This window comes from Vibrio sp. 10N.286.49.E11 (assembly GCF_041469505.1).
GTDB classification, from domain to species: Bacteria; Pseudomonadota; Gammaproteobacteria; order Enterobacterales; family Vibrionaceae; genus Vibrio; species Vibrio crassostreae_C.
The window spans coordinates 87,290-103,117 of record NZ_JBFRKQ010000033.1; the positions used below are offsets into that span (position 1 = coordinate 87,290).

At 44.5% G+C, this 15,828-nt stretch carries 11 protein-coding genes; 5 read left to right on the plus strand and 6 right to left on the minus strand.

What is annotated here, in order from left to right:
* Nucleotides 1–10 precede the first annotated feature (10 nt).
* Complete coding sequence (gene lptD / locus AB4167_RS06885) at nt 11–2,341, minus strand: LPS assembly protein LptD (protein ID WP_372098530.1); 2,331 nt, start codon at nt 2,339–2,341, stop codon at nt 11–13.
* Between the two features lie 149 nt (nt 2,342–2,490).
* On the opposite strand from lptD, the gene djlA reads away from it, so the two are divergent.
* A complete protein-coding gene (gene djlA, locus AB4167_RS06890) occupies nt 2,491–3,345 on the plus strand; it encodes a co-chaperone DjlA (RefSeq protein ID WP_372136341.1) in 855 nt (284 codons plus the stop codon).
* Nucleotides 3,346–3,403: 58 nt separating this feature from the next.
* The gene (locus AB4167_RS06895) at nt 3,404–3,949 is read left to right on the plus strand and encodes a DUF924 family protein (RefSeq protein WP_102487776.1); all 546 of its coding nucleotides are present in this window, start codon (nt 3,404–3,406) and stop codon (nt 3,947–3,949) included.
* Between the two features lie 100 nt (nt 3,950–4,049).
* On the opposite strand, the gene AB4167_RS06900 is transcribed toward AB4167_RS06895, so the two are convergent.
* The 5 genes from AB4167_RS06900 to leuA all read right to left on the minus strand — a co-directional run bounded on the left by AB4167_RS06900 (nt 4,050) and on the right by leuA (nt 9,872).
* Nucleotides 4,050–4,832 carry a DUF547 domain-containing protein gene (locus tag AB4167_RS06900; RefSeq protein WP_372136342.1) on the minus strand — a complete coding sequence of 261 codons (783 nt, stop codon included), beginning with the start codon at nt 4,830–4,832 and terminating at the stop codon, nt 4,050–4,052.
* 156 nt (nt 4,833–4,988) lie between these two features.
* On the minus strand, nt 4,989–5,591 hold the full coding sequence (gene leuD, locus AB4167_RS06905; protein ID WP_017062937.1) for a 3-isopropylmalate dehydratase small subunit: 603 nt from the start codon (nt 5,589–5,591) through the stop codon (nt 4,989–4,991).
* 14 nt (nt 5,592–5,605) lie between these two features.
* The gene (gene leuC / locus AB4167_RS06910; protein ID WP_372136343.1) at nt 5,606–7,018 is read right to left on the minus strand and encodes a 3-isopropylmalate dehydratase large subunit; all 1,413 of its coding nucleotides are present in this window, start codon (nt 7,016–7,018) and stop codon (nt 5,606–5,608) included.
* A gap of 117 nt (nt 7,019–7,135) precedes the next feature.
* Entirely contained in the window at nt 7,136–8,227 is a 1,092-nt protein-coding gene (gene leuB, locus AB4167_RS06915) for a 3-isopropylmalate dehydrogenase (RefSeq protein ID WP_017061390.1), read from the minus strand.
* A 97-nt stretch (nt 8,228–8,324) separates the two neighbouring features.
* Complete coding sequence (leuA, locus tag AB4167_RS06920) at nt 8,325–9,872, minus strand: 2-isopropylmalate synthase (RefSeq protein ID WP_017066940.1); 1,548 nt, start codon at nt 9,870–9,872, stop codon at nt 8,325–8,327.
* A 568-nt stretch (nt 9,873–10,440) separates the two neighbouring features.
* Here leuA and AB4167_RS06925 point away from each other — a divergent pair.
* The 3 genes from AB4167_RS06925 to AB4167_RS06935 are packed head-to-tail and all read left to right on the plus strand — an operon-like array spanning nt 10,441 to nt 15,541.
* Nucleotides 10,441–11,100 carry a TetR/AcrR family transcriptional regulator gene (locus AB4167_RS06925; protein WP_372112564.1) on the plus strand — a complete coding sequence of 220 codons (660 nt, stop codon included), beginning with the start codon at nt 10,441–10,443 and terminating at the stop codon, nt 11,098–11,100.
* Entirely contained in the window at nt 11,100–12,437 is a 1,338-nt protein-coding gene (locus tag AB4167_RS06930) for an efflux RND transporter periplasmic adaptor subunit (protein ID WP_372136344.1), read from the plus strand. Before AB4167_RS06925 ends, AB4167_RS06930 begins: the two co-directional genes overlap by 1 nt.
* Nucleotides 12,434–15,541 (plus strand): efflux RND transporter permease subunit, encoded by a 3,108-nt coding sequence (locus tag AB4167_RS06935; RefSeq protein ID WP_372136345.1) that lies wholly within the window; start codon nt 12,434–12,436, stop codon nt 15,539–15,541. Before AB4167_RS06930 ends, AB4167_RS06935 begins: the two co-directional genes overlap by 4 nt.
* The last annotated feature ends 287 nt before the right edge of the window (nt 15,542–15,828 follow it).

The window sequence follows — 15,828 nt, forward strand, 5'->3', positions numbered from 1 at the left end:
GTAAAGAAAATTAGTTGTTTAAGAAGAATGGGCGACCGTAGCTCAATGAGTTATCAGAACTGCTATCCCCAACAGCGCCTGAATCAGAGCCTAAGTTAGTACCAAAGCCGATAATACCGAAATTCACACCAAAGTTATTTTCATATTCAGGCGTGACATTTGGATCACTAATGTTATTTGTCAGCTGGTTACTATACGTAAATCCGATATACCAACAATCCGATTTATAGTTCAAGCGAGCCAACCATTCTAGATTTTCTTGTGTGGTTAAATCATAGAAATATTGAGCACTGGCATTCCACTTCCGCGAAATCTGGTAAGCACCAAGTAAGCCTGCTTGTGAGATACCATCTCTAGTTATGGATGATACGTCAAAATCTACAGTTTCATTTATGTACTCTTCTGTTACATAGCGGTAGTTGGTTTGTATATAGCCGCCGGCAAAACGGTACTCAATGGTACTGTTAGCAAGTTGCATCGAAGATGAATCAATGTCGTATTGCACACCGCCATGGTAGAAAAGGTAATCATCGTAGTTGAAATCCATTTCAATAGCCCAAGACGAATAATTAGTTTTCTTATTAGAGTCGTCGTTGTCTAAAGTCTGTTTTGTATCTTTATCAAAATAGAAAATTTGACCAAAAGATATGTTTAAGCGCTCTCGGTACTCATCATCAAAAAAGCGAGATGATGCGCCATAGCTAATTTGATTTGCTGACGCAATGCGGTCTACACCACTGTATTTACGGCTTCTAAATAGGCCGTAGTAATCGGTTTGTAACAGCGTAGTATCATAAAGACCAATATCGCTTTGATCCTCTTCAGGAACATACAGGTACTGGACTTGAGGCTCCAAGGTTTGAGTATAGTTACCTACAATCGTGGTATCTCGCTCCAGAACAATACCAGCGTGGCTTCTAAATTCAGGGATAACTCGACTTACCGATTCTTCTAAATCTTTGTACTCGTCACTTGTTGTATCAACGCCATCAAGATCCTGTTGGTAGTATGTACCAAGTAATCGTGCTTCGGTTGTCCAAGTGCCCCAAGTGTTACCTACTGGGATTGTAATACCAGGTTCAACGTGAACACGAGTGGCTGATGGTTTGCCTGATGCGTCGGTATCGAACATTGATATATGACTGATTAAGTCAAAATCTAGGTAATCCATTACCTCTGGAGCATAGTAGTTATACTCGAGTTGTGGCATTAGACGATAAGGCAAGTTATTGCTGGTGGTAAGAACTTGGAAGTCTCGAACAAGTACAGACGCATCCCAATTTTGAGAACGGTATGTTGCTTGCCCTTCTTGAAGCAGTTGTCCATCTTCACGGTTACCGATATTTGAGCTCATGTCCGAAAAGTAGTCAATATCACTGACTTTAGAGTAATCAATTTCGAATAACCAAGATTGTTGGAATATTCCTGAATGTTCTAGTTGGAAACCCCAACGATCGCCTAGATCAGTGTACTTTTGATCGTCTGGTAAATATTCAGACTCGATACTACCGGAACCAAAATCGCTTAAATATCTGAATTTACTGTTGAGTTGAGTGCCACGCTCTTGCATGTACTTGAAGGTAGTTTCCAAATCGTAGTCTGGTGCTAAGTTCCAATAAACAGGAATTTCAGCTTCAAAACCATCGCTTGAACCATACGAAACTGTTGGGTACAAGAAACCGGTTTTACGTGTATCACCCACCGGTACTGTTAAGTAAGGTAAGTAAAAGACGGGAACACTTTGGATTTCAAAACGTGGATTATAAAAAGTGGCTTGTTCTTCGTCTTGGTCGACACTGATGCTCGATGCTCTTAGACGCCAAGCATTATCGCCGATAGGGCAAGAGGTAATGGAGCCATCTTCAATCTCATAAACCGCTTTACCTGTTTTTGCTATATAAACAGCATCTCCGCGACCGGGCTCGCAAAGGAATTCGTAATCGGTGTTCTCAAGCGTCATTTCATCTGTAGTCAGATTATTGGTCGCTCTGTCTGAGATAGATTTGATTTGACCATCACTAAAGTTTACGTTGCCTTCAGCTACAACGATATTTTCTTGTTGGTGCAGGGTTACGTTATCGGCAAGGATGGTCTTGTTCCCTTGCGTAACGACTACGTCACCTGAATATATTGCTTTGTCACCATTGATAGCTTCTAGGCGATCTGACTCAACGTGAGCGGGTAGCTGTGTCTCGTTTTCTGCAGCGGGCTCGATCAAGCATTGATCTATAGAGGGCATTTCCTGCACACTACTATCGGTGATTGTTTCAGCTTGAGTTGTCGACACGTATAACGCCGTACTTATAGACGCGGCTAACAAGGTGCGGGAAAAAGATTGCATGAAGTTGAACTATCCTGTGTCACTAGATGAAGGGTTGATCTAGTATCAATCCAATTAATAAAGCATTTTCCTTATGATAAAGGAAATAATAGCATTCAGCATCATCAGACAGCATTACTCAGATAAAATTCATAGATAGAGAACACATAATGCAAATATTTGGCAAAATTTTGGGCGCGTTTTTTGGCTTTTTATTTGGAGGGCCACTCGGTTTAGTTTTTGGTCTGTTTTTAGGACACCAATTCGATAAAGCTCGCGGATTGAACCAATCAGGCTTCAATAGCTCTGGTTTTGGTCGAGGTCCAAGCCAAGCAGAAAGACAGAACGAGTTTTTTAAATCCGCTTTTGCGGTTATGGGGCACGTTGCTAAAGCGAAAGGGCAGGTAACGCCAGAAGAGATTCAACTCGCTTCTACCATGATGGAGCGTATGAACCTACATGGCGAACAGCGTAAAGCAGCGCAAGATGCATTCCGTGACGGCAAAGAGAGCGACTTCCCTCTGAACGACGTACTTGATCGAGTTAAAATCTCATCGGGTGGTCGTTTTGATCTTCTGCAGTTCTTTCTAGAGCTTCAGGTATCTGCCGCATTTGCGGATGGAAGTTTGCACCCGAGTGAACGTCAAGTTCTGCATAAGATAGCGCAAGGCCTTGGATTTTCTGCAGAACAGCTAGAGCGCCGCTTGCAGATGCAAGAAGCAGCATTTCGTTTTCAACAGCAAGGTGGAAGCTTTGGTGGCCATCAAGGCCATGGGCAATCATCGGGTTGGCAACAGGCTTCGCAACAAAACCAACTGGCCGATGCGTTTAAAGTTCTCGGTGTGAGTGAAAGTGCCGACGGTAAAGAGGTGAAGAAAGCTTACCGCAAGCTGATGAATGAGCATCACCCAGATAAACTGATGGCGAAGGGCTTACCGCCTGAGATGATGAATGTTGCGAAAGAGAAATCGCAAGAAATTCAGAACGCTTATGATCTGATAAAGAAAGTAAAAGGTTTTAAGTAATTGAATATAGACTGAGTCATGATATTAAATGACTCGGTTTTTTATTAAAGGGAATTATATGACGGTAACGTATCAGGATGTTCTAGAGTTTTGGTTCGATGAACTGACGCCAAAAGACTGGTTTACTGGCGGTGAAGAGATCGATACTTTGATTGAGTCTCGTTTTGCTAAACTGCACAAAGCCGCTATCCAAGGTGAGCTATTTGAATGGCGACAAAATGCAGAAGGGCGCTTGGCTGAAATTATCGTGCTTGATCAGTTTTCTCGAAATATTGGTAGAAACAGTCCGACAGCTTTTTCGGCTGATCCGATGGCGTTGGCTCTAGCCCAAGAGGCGGTAGCGGGTGGTTTTGATCACCAGCTTAACGAGCAACAGAAAAGCTTCCTGTATATGCCTTATATGCACAGTGAATCTTTGTTAGTCCATGAACAAGCCGTGGAACTCTTTTCTCAAACGGGATTAGAGCATAATCTGGACTTTGAGTTTAAGCACAAGGTTATCATTGAGCGATTTGGTCGCTATCCGCACCGTAATGAGGTGTTAGGGCGAGCTTCGACTCCCGAAGAGATTGAGTTCTTGCAGCAACCGGGCTCAAGCTTTTAATTGTAGAAATACGGTCAAAGAATTGATAAGAGGCTAGTGGTTAATAAAACCTCTAGCCTCTTTTTTTGTTTAGCTTTAGTGATTAACTTTCGCGTTAGAACTAGTTTGCTTGGTTAAGTGACCAATCATAGTCATAACTTATTTTTCCCGTGTACGTTACCGACTTTGTTCTGTATTTATCTAAGTGTTTAATCAGTTGTTGTTGGTTGCCAAAATCAACAGCAAACCATTCGTAAATCGATGACAATTGAAGCTGGTTGTTGTTAACCAATACACCCTTATCACTATTGATATACTCAGCTGCAGCGAGTTCTAGCAACATTTCTGTATTATCAGAAGTAAATGCTTGAGATTGTAGATTAGGACAACCTAGACTTGCACAATTCACCGCGTAATGCGTGCGAGGGTCTTGCCAAATCGGTCTTAAAATTCGATGTTCGATATCATTGAGTGTCAGTGTCTTTCCATTAACTGCAACTACATCATCTCCCCAAGGTCCAAAACTGAATAGTCCGCCGAGCTTAGTGATAGATTTAATTGGGTATGCATTAAGAATCAAATCAACAGTCACTGCATTGTATAGGTTAACCCAATAAGCATACTGTTCAGCTTTTGGATAGTCGAGAGGGTCAATCTGTTCAAGTCGGCTTATGTACTGCTTCAGTTTGGTTTTGTCTGAAGAACTCACCGTTTGATATCTAACTAAGGCGTGTTGACCTTGTTTTACTAAATAGTTATCGAGGAATTGTTGCCAATCTTGATGAGAAACTTGCTCAGAGTTGGCTTCATTACTTTGCTTCCAGTATGGCCAAAGATCAGATTTAGGCGCAGACCAAGCTAAGGTTGAGAAAAGTAGGCTGACAATAAAAAGTAGTTGTTTCATGGCATTCTCCTGATGACTGACTACTAAGACCTTATGTTTTACGATTTTCTTTCATAGCTCTTCATTTAAATAAACATATGAAGTTAAGTTAAAAGCTTAGCCAAATAAAAAAGGTTGGCACTTGGCCAACCTTTAGATTTATTCAGAAACGTCTCATTATTTTAGGAAGCTAGGAATCTTAGCTTCAAACTCTGAAATCTTATCGGCGTGTTGAAGTGTTAGGCCGATGTTATCTAGGCCATTCAGTAAGCAGTGACGACGGAACTCATCAATTTCAAACGAGTACTCTTTGCCGTTCGCGCTGACTTTCATTGCTTCTAGATCAACCGTAATTTCTGCACCTTCATTCGCTTCAACGAATTGGAATAGCTCATCCACTTCTTGCTCAGTCAATCGAACTGGCACCATTTGGTTGTTGATCGAGTTACCGTAGAAAATGTCGGCAAAGCTTGGTGCGATCATTACTTGGATACCGTAATCGGCAAGCGCCCACGGTGCGTGTTCACGAGATGAACCACAACCGAAGTTTTCACGAGCTAAAAGAATTGAAGCGCCTTGGTAGCGAGCTTCGTTCATTACAAAATCAGGGTTTGGCTGTTGGCCTGCATCGTCTAGGAAGCGCCAATCGTGGAACAAGTGCTTACCAAAACCGATGCGGTTTACTTTCTGTAGAAACTGCTTTGGAATGATCGCATCAGTATCGATGTTGGCCGTATCTAGAGGAACGACTAATCCGGTGTGTTGTTGAAAACCTGACATGTTAAATCCTCTAATTAAAGTTCACGAATATCGACAAAGTGACCAGCGATAGCCGCTGCGGCTGCCATTGCTGGGCTAACTAGGTGCGTACGACCATCACGGCCTTGGCGACCTTCAAAGTTACGGTTTGATGTAGAAGCACAGCGCTCTTGTGGACCTAGACGGTCGTTGTTCATCGCAAGACACATAGAGCAACCCGGTAAACGCCATTCAAAGCCTGCTTCTTTAAAGATTACATCTAAACCTTCAGCTTCTGCTTGTGCTTTAACTTGCTCTGAGCCCGGAACGATCAATGCTTGAACATGTTTCGCTACTTGGCGGCCTTTCGCTACCGCAGCGGCTGCGCGCATATCTTCGATACGAGAGTTAGTACAAGAACCCACGAAGACCTTATCGACGTTGTATTCAGATAGAGATTTACCTGCTTCTAGCCCCATGTAAGCCAACGCTTTTTCAGCCGATGCTTTTTCAACAGGATCTGCGAAGCTTTCTGGTGCTGGGATTGGTGTGTCTACTGAAATAACCTGACCTGGGTTAGTACCCCAAGTGACTTGTGGTTTGATTTCAGCTGCTTCTAGCGTGACAACTGCATCGAATTCTGCGTCAGCATCGGTTTTCAATGTGTTCCAGTATTCGATTGCCGCTTCTAAGTCTTCGCCCTCTGGAGAGAACTTACGACCTTTTATGTACTCGTATGTGGTTGCATCTGGAGCGATTAGACCCGCTTTCGCGCCTAGCTCGATTGCCATGTTACATACTGTCATACGACCTTCCATTGTAAGGTCTGTAATTGCCTCGCCACAGAATTCAACTACATAGCCTGTTCCGCCTGCAGCTGTTGTCTTGCCGATGATCGCGAGCACGATATCTTTGGCTGTAATACCTTCTGCGACTTTGCCTTTTACTTCGATCTTCATGGTTTTAGCGCGCGCTTGTTTTAGCGTTTGAGTCGCTAGAACATGCTCTACTTCTGAAGTACCGATACCGAATGCTAATGAACCAAATGCACCGTGTGTCGCCGTGTGTGAGTCACCACATACGATGGTCATACCCGGCAGAGTAATACCTAGCTCAGGCCCCATTACGTGCACAATACCTTGGTATTTGTGGTTTAGGTCGTAAAGCGTGACACCAAACTCTTCACAGTTCTTCGATAGCGTTTCCATTTGGATACGAGCCATCTCACCAGAAGCGTTGATGTCTTTGGTTTGTGTCGATACGTTGTGATCCATGGTCGCGAAGGTTTTGCCTACTTGGCGAACTTTACGACCTTTTTCACGCAGGCCATCAAAGGCTTGTGGCGACGTTACTTCGTGGACTAAGTGGCGATCGATATAAAGAATTGGCGTTTCGCCCTTCGCTGCAACTGCAACGTGAGCGTCATAAACTTTTTCGTATAAGGTTTTTGCGTGCTGGTTTGTCGACATAGCTTTTCTTCCTTGGGAGCATCAGTCCCAGTGTTTGTTTCTAGCCAAGTCATGCGGTTTACGCTGACTTGGCTTGATATTATTCTTATGTACTTGCTTCTAATCGGAGCCTTTAGCTTATGAAGCTAAGATGTACTCAGCGATCTTGTCACCCATTTCAGAGGTAGTCAGCGCTTGGTTTTTGCCAGCAAGGTCTGCCGTTAGCTCGCCTGCAGAAAGTGCTTTAGAAACCGCTGCTTCGATGTCTTGTGCTGCCGCTTCTTCGCCTAGGCTGTAACGAAGCATTAGGGCTGCAGAAAGGATTTGCGCGACTGGGTTTGCGATGTTCTTACCTGCGATATCTGGTGCGCTGCCACCTGCTGGTTCGTATAGGCCGAAGTTGCTTTCATTTAAACTTGCAGAAGGAAGCATACCCATAGAGCCAGTGATCATTGCGCACTCATCAGAGATGATGTCACCAAAGATGTTTGAACATAGCATTACGTCAAACTGAGATGGGTCTTTGATTAGCTGCATGGTCGCGTTGTCGATGTACATGTGGTTTAGCGTTACATCTGGGTAATCTTTTGCGATCTCTTCAACGACTTCACGCCATAGGATAGAGCTCTGTAGAACGTTCGCTTTATCGATTGAGTAAACATTTTTGTTACGTAGGCGTGCAGATTCAAACGCAATCTTTGCAATACGTTCGATTTCGTAGCGGTGGTAAACCTCGGTATCAAAAGCTTTTTCAGTTGCGCCTTCGCCTTCACGGCCTTTAGGTTGGCCGAAGTAGATACCGCCTGTTAGCTCACGGACTACCACGATGTCGAAACCGTTACCTGAGATGTCAGCACGTAAAGGAGAGAAAGACTCTAGACCTTTATGGATTTGAGCTGGACGTAGGTTACAGAACAGTTGGAAGTGTTTACGTAGAGGAAGTAGGGCACCACGCTCTGGTTGGTCGTTCGGTGGAAGGTGTTCCCATTTAGGGCCGCCAACCGAGCCAAATAGTACTGCGTCAGATTCTTCACAGCCTGTTACTGTCGCTTCTGGAAGTGGACAGCCGTGGTTATCAATTGCGATACCACCAACATCATACTCTTCACGAGAAAAGCTAATCGCATGCTTCTTTTCAATCGCGTCTAGCACTTTGTGTGCTTGCTGCATTACTTCTGGGCCAATGCCATCACCAGGTAGTACGGCAATCTTGTATGATTTATCAGTCATGTTAATCCTTTAATTCTTGTTACTGAGCTCTTTCGCTCGTTTTAAATTTTGTCCCTAAAGCCAATAACATCGGCTCTAGGGCTCTGTTATTGGGTGTTTAAACTGTTGCGATTCTTTGCTGTTTCATTTCAGCAATGGTGTCTGCGCGTTGAATGCTATTAATAACGTGCAGTAGCGCCTGACCAGAGGCCTCAACGATATCCGTTGAAACGCCTGTACCGTGGTACTTGCGGCCTTTGTAGTTCGCAATAATATCAGCTTGGCCTAAGCCATCTTCGCCTTCACCTTTCGCGGTAAGGTCGAATTTATCCAATGCAATTTCGTAACCCGTTAAGCGGTAGATACATTGGTATAAAGCATCAACCGGGCCGTTACCGACAGCCGCTTCGCATTTCTCTTCATCACCACATTGCAGCTTGATGCTGGTGGTTGACATAACACTACCAGATTGTACGCTTAGGTAGTTAAGTTTATAGAAGTCATCTTCGTCACGTAGATTTGCGAAGTGCATTAGTGCTTCTAGGTCGTAATCGAATACTTGGCCTTTACGGTCAGCCAGTTTCAAAAAGTCTTCGTACAATGAATCTAGGTTGTACTCATTGTCTTTGTAGCCCATTGCGTCCATGTGGCTCTTAACGGCTGCACGACCACTGCGACTTGTTAGGTTCAATGCCTTGTTTTTCAAGCCAATAGACTCAGGAGTCATGATCTCGTAAGTGTTCTTGTTCTTTAGCATGCCGTCTTGGTGGATACCTGAAGAGTGGCTGAATGCGTTAGCACCGACGATTGCTTTGTTGTCTTGAATTGGCATGTGGCAAAGCTGGCTAACCAACTTACTGGTACGGTGAATCTCTTGATGATCCAAACCAGTATGAACACCTAGTAACTCTTGGCGAGTTTTGATGATCATTGCGATCTCTTCTAAAGAACAGTTGCCCGCACGCTCACCGATACCGTTAATAGTACCTTCAACTTGACGAGCACCGGCTTGTACCGCAGCAATTGAGTTAGCAACCGACATACCCAAGTCATCGTGACAGTGAACAGAGATGATTGCTTGGTCGATGTTTGGAACGCGATCAAATAGCGTTTTGATAATGCCACCAAACTCGTTAGGTACTGTGTAGCCCACTGTGTCTGGAATGTTGATGGTTTTCGCGCCCGCGTTGATTGCCGCTTCAACCATACGACATAGGTTATCGATAGGCGTACGACCTGCATCTTCACAAGAGAACTCAACATCGTCTGTGTAGTTGCGCGCATGCTTTACCGCTTTTACTGCCATATCGACAACATCGTCGTAGCTACGGCGTAATTTATCTTGCACGTGAACCGTTGATGTAGAAATGAAGGTGTGAATACGGAATTGCTCAGCGACTTTTAACGCTTCTGCAGCGGCATCGATATCCTTCGCTACAGCACGAGAAAGTGCACAGATTCGGCTGTCTTTAATATTTTTTGCGATGGTTTGTACTGACTCAAAGTCGCCTGGTGATGACACCGGAAAGCCCGCTTCAATAACATCTACACCCAGTCGTTCAAGTGCATAAGCGATCTGTAATTTCTCTTTTACCGTTAAGCTTGCAGCCAACGCTTGCTCGCCATCACGTAAGGTCGTGTCAAAAATTATCACTTGATCGTTCATGGGGGCTTCCTTATATCGATAATGAATCGATTGCTATCCAAATTATTATTAAGAATGATGTTCTTTTAAAAGTGCCAGTTACAAAAAAACCCGCTCAGCGCGGGTTTTAATATTTGTGTAGTTCTTGACCCACAACTTACCCGCGCGATTGGTTCACGATAAGGAGAAGTTTCAGCAGTCGAGAAGAAGAAAAAATCATTACACAAATATCCGTAAATAAACTGTTAACACCATATTTACCGCAATTTATTCTGAGCGTCAAACAAGAAAATCCAATATCAGCGTGCTTTGGCGGTGTTTTTTTTTGGTTTGTGCTGCTTGCGTGTTGTTTGCTGGTGTTATCAGCTGATTGAGTGTTTTGTACTGGGCGGTTAGTTTATCGTTTGGCTGATGTGTAGGTTAAAACTTTGTAGTAAATCTTTTTGATGGAACGATTCACCAATAAAATTAAAAGGGTGGCTAAATTAATTAATCATTTGATTAAATAGTGAGTAATTAATCTTCTACAACCATGTCGATTTATCCCTATAATTAATCGTGTGATTAATTATAGGGATAGGTCTCAGTGATGGCAGCGCGTAAAGCGGGGCGACCTCAAAAAAACTTAGATGTTCGACAGTTATTAATTGAGCATGCTCGTGATCTGTTTGTCGTTCAAGCATACGACAAGGTCTCGACGCGCCTGATTGCTGAGCGTGCGGGTGTGAATATAGCGATGATCCGCTATTACTTTGGTAGTAAGGCCGGGCTGTTTGAAGCGATGCTGCGTGAAACGCTACGACCGATGCAATTGCAGATGCAGAGGTTGGTTGAAGAAAGCAGTCATGAGAACTTTCTTGATTTAATGAGGACTTACTACAAAGAGATGGTCAAGGTGCCGAAGTTTCCTCGCTTGATAGCCCAAGTGATGAATATGCCTCCCTCTGAAGTGCAAAGAGAGTTGCTCGAAAAGGTTTTCCTCGATGTTGCAAAGCCAGCCCAAGATGTCATTTTTGAAAAGCTGGTTGAACAAGGCATCTTAAAACAGAACATGGATCCAAAATTGTGCCGTGTTTCGTATGTAAGCTTGATGGTGTTTCCTTTCATCGCTCCGCCGCCTTTATTGGCAATTCATGGGATTGAGATTAATGAAGAATTTCTTAATCGTTTAATCGAACACAACATTCAATTGATGACTGAAGGCTTTATTAACGCACCGAGCCCTTCTTCCGTGCAGGACCAAAGATAATGAAAATAAATAGAAAACTACTCTTCTTTCCAGCACTTGCGGTTGGTGTGATTGGCCTTGTCGCCGCGATTAACTTGAAGCCGGATCTTCCAACCAAACCTGCGGGTGATAGGGCTCGCTTAGTTGATACTGTGAGCCTAGAACAACAACTGATAGCGCCTTTAGCGGTCGGCTTTGGCAAAGTGGTGCCTAAAGTTGAATGGAAAGCGATTGCAGAGGTGACAGGACAGATCGTGTATCGACATCCAGATCTTGAAAAAGGCCAGGTGATCCCTGCAGGAACGGTCGTGCTCAAGGTTGATCCATTGGATTACGAATTGAAACTGATACAAGCAGAGGCGGATCTAAAATCAAGCCAAACCTCATTAGCGAAATTGAATCAAGAAGAAGACAACCTTAATCAGACTCTTAAGATCGAAAAGAATCGCTTAGTGATCAGTAATAAAGAGTTACAACGTAAACAGGATCTGCGTAAGAAAGGGCTCACCTCTCAATCGGATGTCGATCTACAAAAACAAAGTGCGCTATCTCAACAGAAGTTGGTATTAGATATCGCGAACCAAATCGCATTAATGCCAGACGAAAAACGTGTTGCGCAAGCGGTGATTAAGGTCAATGTATCTAAAGTCAAAGAGGCGCAACGCTCTCTCGATAAGACTACCGTCACTTTACCAAGAGCGATGCGAGTTGCTCAAGTTTATATCGAGCAAAATCAAGTGGTTAACCTTCAGCAAGAGATGTTTATTGCTCACGGGATTGATGTCATGGAAGTAGAGGCGCAACTTTCTATTCACGATATGCAAACTTTAGCCTCCAGCTTTAACCAATTTCCTCGCGATGCTGCAGGAATCCCTAATCCTTATGAAGCGCCAATCAAAGCAAGCATTCAACTTAACAGCGGCAACCTGAACCTCAGTTGGCCAGCGAAGGTGGCAAGAATCAGCGAAACAGTTGATGAAAACCAAGCGACGGCGGGGATTATTCTCGAGATCGCTCAAGATTACTCACAATTGCAACCAGACAGCGCGACGCCTTTGGTTAACGGTATGTTTGTCAAAGCTGAGATTGAGGGTGTCGCCAATCTAAGTTGGGTGGTTCCAGAGCGAGCACTGCATGGTGATAAGGTTTACCTGATGGATGACAACCAGCGTTTGCAAGTGGTCAATGTTGAAGTGCTTTATCGCAGAGACAATCAAGTGGTTGTGAGTGGAGAGCTACAAACTGGAGATAAACTGGTTCTCAATGATGTCCTGCCAGCAATAGAAGGCATGTTACTGAGAGAGTCCAACTCTGAAGAGGCTGAGCTTGAATCAGATACTCAGGAGAGTGCGTCATGATCAAGTTCTTTTCTAGGCACCCAACAGCGGCAAACTTGTTGATGCTTGGGTTATTGATCATGGGTATAAGCTCATTATCAACCATCAAGCGTGAAACCTTCCCCGCTTATGATCCGCCTTATATTATGGCTGCCATCGTTTATCCCGGTGCATCCCCACAAGAAGTAGAAGAAAGCCTGTGTGTACGAATGGAAGATGCCGTCGATGGCCTAGCTAACATTGAAGAGACTCAGTGTGAAGCCATAGAAGGTAGTGCACGTCTAATCCTGAAGTTGAATGAGAAAGCGGATATCGGTCGAATGCTGGTGGATGTGCAAACTCAAATCAACTCGATCAATGATTTCCCAACTGAGATTGAATCGCCTGTTGTTCAAGAACTGGATTGGAATGAACCAGTTGTTGATATCGCCATCACAGCAGAAACGTCGTGGCCGGAGCTTAAGGCCTACGCTGAAGACCTCAAACGTATCATGAAGCTTGATTATGATGTTTCACTGGTCGATGTTAGCGGCTTCTCTGATCATCAATACCGCGTTGAACTGGATACTCAAGCGATTCGCCAGCTGGGTTTGAGTGTCGGTGATATCGCAGACCAGATTGGCCGTCAGAATGTAAAACTGCCAAGCGGTAACGTTGAAACACCAGACAAGAATTTTCTGATTCGTTTTGATGAAAGACGAATTACACCTGTTGAGCTTGAAAGTATCGTGGTTGGATCTGCGCCCAATGGCTCTGTGATCCGTTTGAGGGACATTGCAAAAATAACCGACCGCTTTGAGCTTGATGAGCAAAAGGTGCTATTTGATGGCAAGCCTTCAGCGCTGCTTAAGATCAGTAAGAACAAAGAAGACGATGCGCTGAGAATCAAAGAGAACGTAACACGATTCGTTGAAGATCAAAGCGCGATTGCTCCTGATGGCGTGACACTACAAATGACCAACGATCTCTCATCTGTGCTTTGGGATCGTCTAACCATGATGGTGAGCAATGGCTGGCAAGGTATTGTGCTGGTGTTCGCCACCATGTGGCTGTTCTTCAGCTTACGTTATTCATTTTGGGTGGCGGCAGGGTTGCCAGTTGCCTTCCTTGGTGGCTTGTTCTTAATGGCCAACCTTGGTTTGTCGATCAACATTATGTCGCTGGTCGGGTTGTTGATGGCAATCGGTATTATGATGGATGACGCCATCGTGATCGCCGAATCGATAGCCTCCCACTTAGATAGGGGACAAAGCGTCGATGATGCGGTGTACAACGGCGTTAAGAAAGTGCTTCCCGGAGTACTGTCTTCTTTCTTAACCACGGTGTGTATTTTCGGTAGCTTACTGTTTCTTGATGGCGAGATGGGCGCGGTGCTTAAGGCCGTTCCTCAAGTATTGATTTTGGTGCTGTCGTTGAGCTTGATTGAAGCCTTCCTGATTCTACCTAATCACTTATCTCATTCATTACATAAAGAAAAAAATGATAAGCCAGCGTTGCGCTTTAAAGTGGTGTTGCTTGAGAAGTTTGAGAACTTCCGTAATACCACCTTGATGAACATGGTCGAGAAAGTGGTGACATTCCGCTACGCATTTATGGGCGGAGTGCTGACCCTGTTGTTGCTTTCGGTAGCTTTGATTGCTGGTGGCGTTGTTAAGTTCCAACCTTTCCCTGAGCTGGATGGTGATATTGCCGAGGCGCGTATCATTCTTCCGCCGGGCGCATCATTGTCTCAAACCGAGAGAGTCGTCGACAAAATTGTCGCTTCTGCTGAGCGTTTGAATGAGCAATGGAGCGAAGAGGTTGAGGACGGTAATAAATTGGTTGAGCATATCACCAGCCAATTCAATGCCAACGCAGACGCCAATGAATCAGGCCCACATTTAGCCACTGTGCGTTTAGACTTACGCGGAGCAGAGAGCCGTAATACGGTTATCGATGACTTCATTGATGCGTGGCGTGAAGATATTGGCGATTTAGCGGATCCTATTTCATTAGTGTTCAAGCAGCCCACGATGGGGCCGGGTGGTCGTGCCATCGAGATCCGTGCCAAGCATGATGATCTGGCTGAATTGAAGTCTGCTTCTCTGGAGATTCAGGAGTACCTCAATCAGTTTGACGGAGTGCATGGTGTGCTTGATGACATGCGCATGGGTAAGGAAGAGATCTTAGTTAAACTTCGCCCTGGAGCTGAAACCTACAATGTGAATGGGCAGATGATTGCGTCCCAATTACGAGCGGCTTTCTTTGGGCAAACTGCGGATGAGATTCAAATCGGTGTTGAGAATATCTCGATTGAGGTACGTCTTGATAAGGAACAAGCGGGCGACATACAGCAGCTGGCTAACTTCCCGATCATTACCGCAGATGGCAGTCAGATCCCGCTAGCAACATTGGCGACATTAGATTTCCAACGTAACTACGTGCGAATCCAGCGCATCGATGGCTTAAGAACCATCAGTATCTTTGGTGATATTGATAATAAGAAGGCGAGTTCGTCCGCAATTTTGGCTCAGTTCCAAAAAGATGAAGCAGCTAAGCTTATTCAGAAGTACCCAGGATTACGCTTTGATTTCGAAGGGGAAGCCAAAGATGCGGCTAAGACTGGAGCCTCGATGGGCAAAGGCTTCTTGCTCGGCTTATTCGGCGTGTTTGCGATTCTTAGCTATCAATTCCGAAGCTACTTAGAGCCTGTGGTCGTAATGCTAGCCATTCCACTCGCCTTTATTGGGGTGGTGGTTGGGCACTGGATACTTGGGCACTCTTTGAGTATGCCAAGCATGATGGGCTTCGTGTCGCTTGCCGGGATTGTGGTTAATGATTCCATCTTGTTGGTGCAGTACATTCGTCACCATGTCGATGAGGGAGATAGCGTGCATGACTCGGTGGTGAAAGCCAGTCGCGAGCGTTTCCGAGCGGTATTCTTGACCTCAATGACGACTGCGGCAGGTTTGCTACCGCTGTTGACGGAAACCAGCTTACAGGCTCAGGTTATCCAGCCACTGGTTATTTCGATCGTATTCGGCATATTTGCCTCGACCTTATTAGTATTGTTTATGATCCCAGCGGCCTACGCGATATTGGCGGATTTCGGTTTGGTGAAAAAGCACGAGCCATTAGCGCTATAACTTTTAGTGCTATAGCCTTTAGCGCTATTATCATTAGCGAACGCTATAACCATTAACACGATAGAAGTAGCGTTTGCTTGCTTATATAAAGAAGTAAAAACATAGAAGAATAAAGCGGCCTTGGGTCGCTTTATTTTTATCGGTTGCATCTATCGCCATCCTGACTTGATCCATTGACCTGTCTATCAAGCATGGGAAATTTCATTTTAGTTCATTCAAAACGTCACTTAACTGTCATTTGTTGGGCATAACTTGAGCCTTAACTGAATAAGGATTGTTAAGGAGAT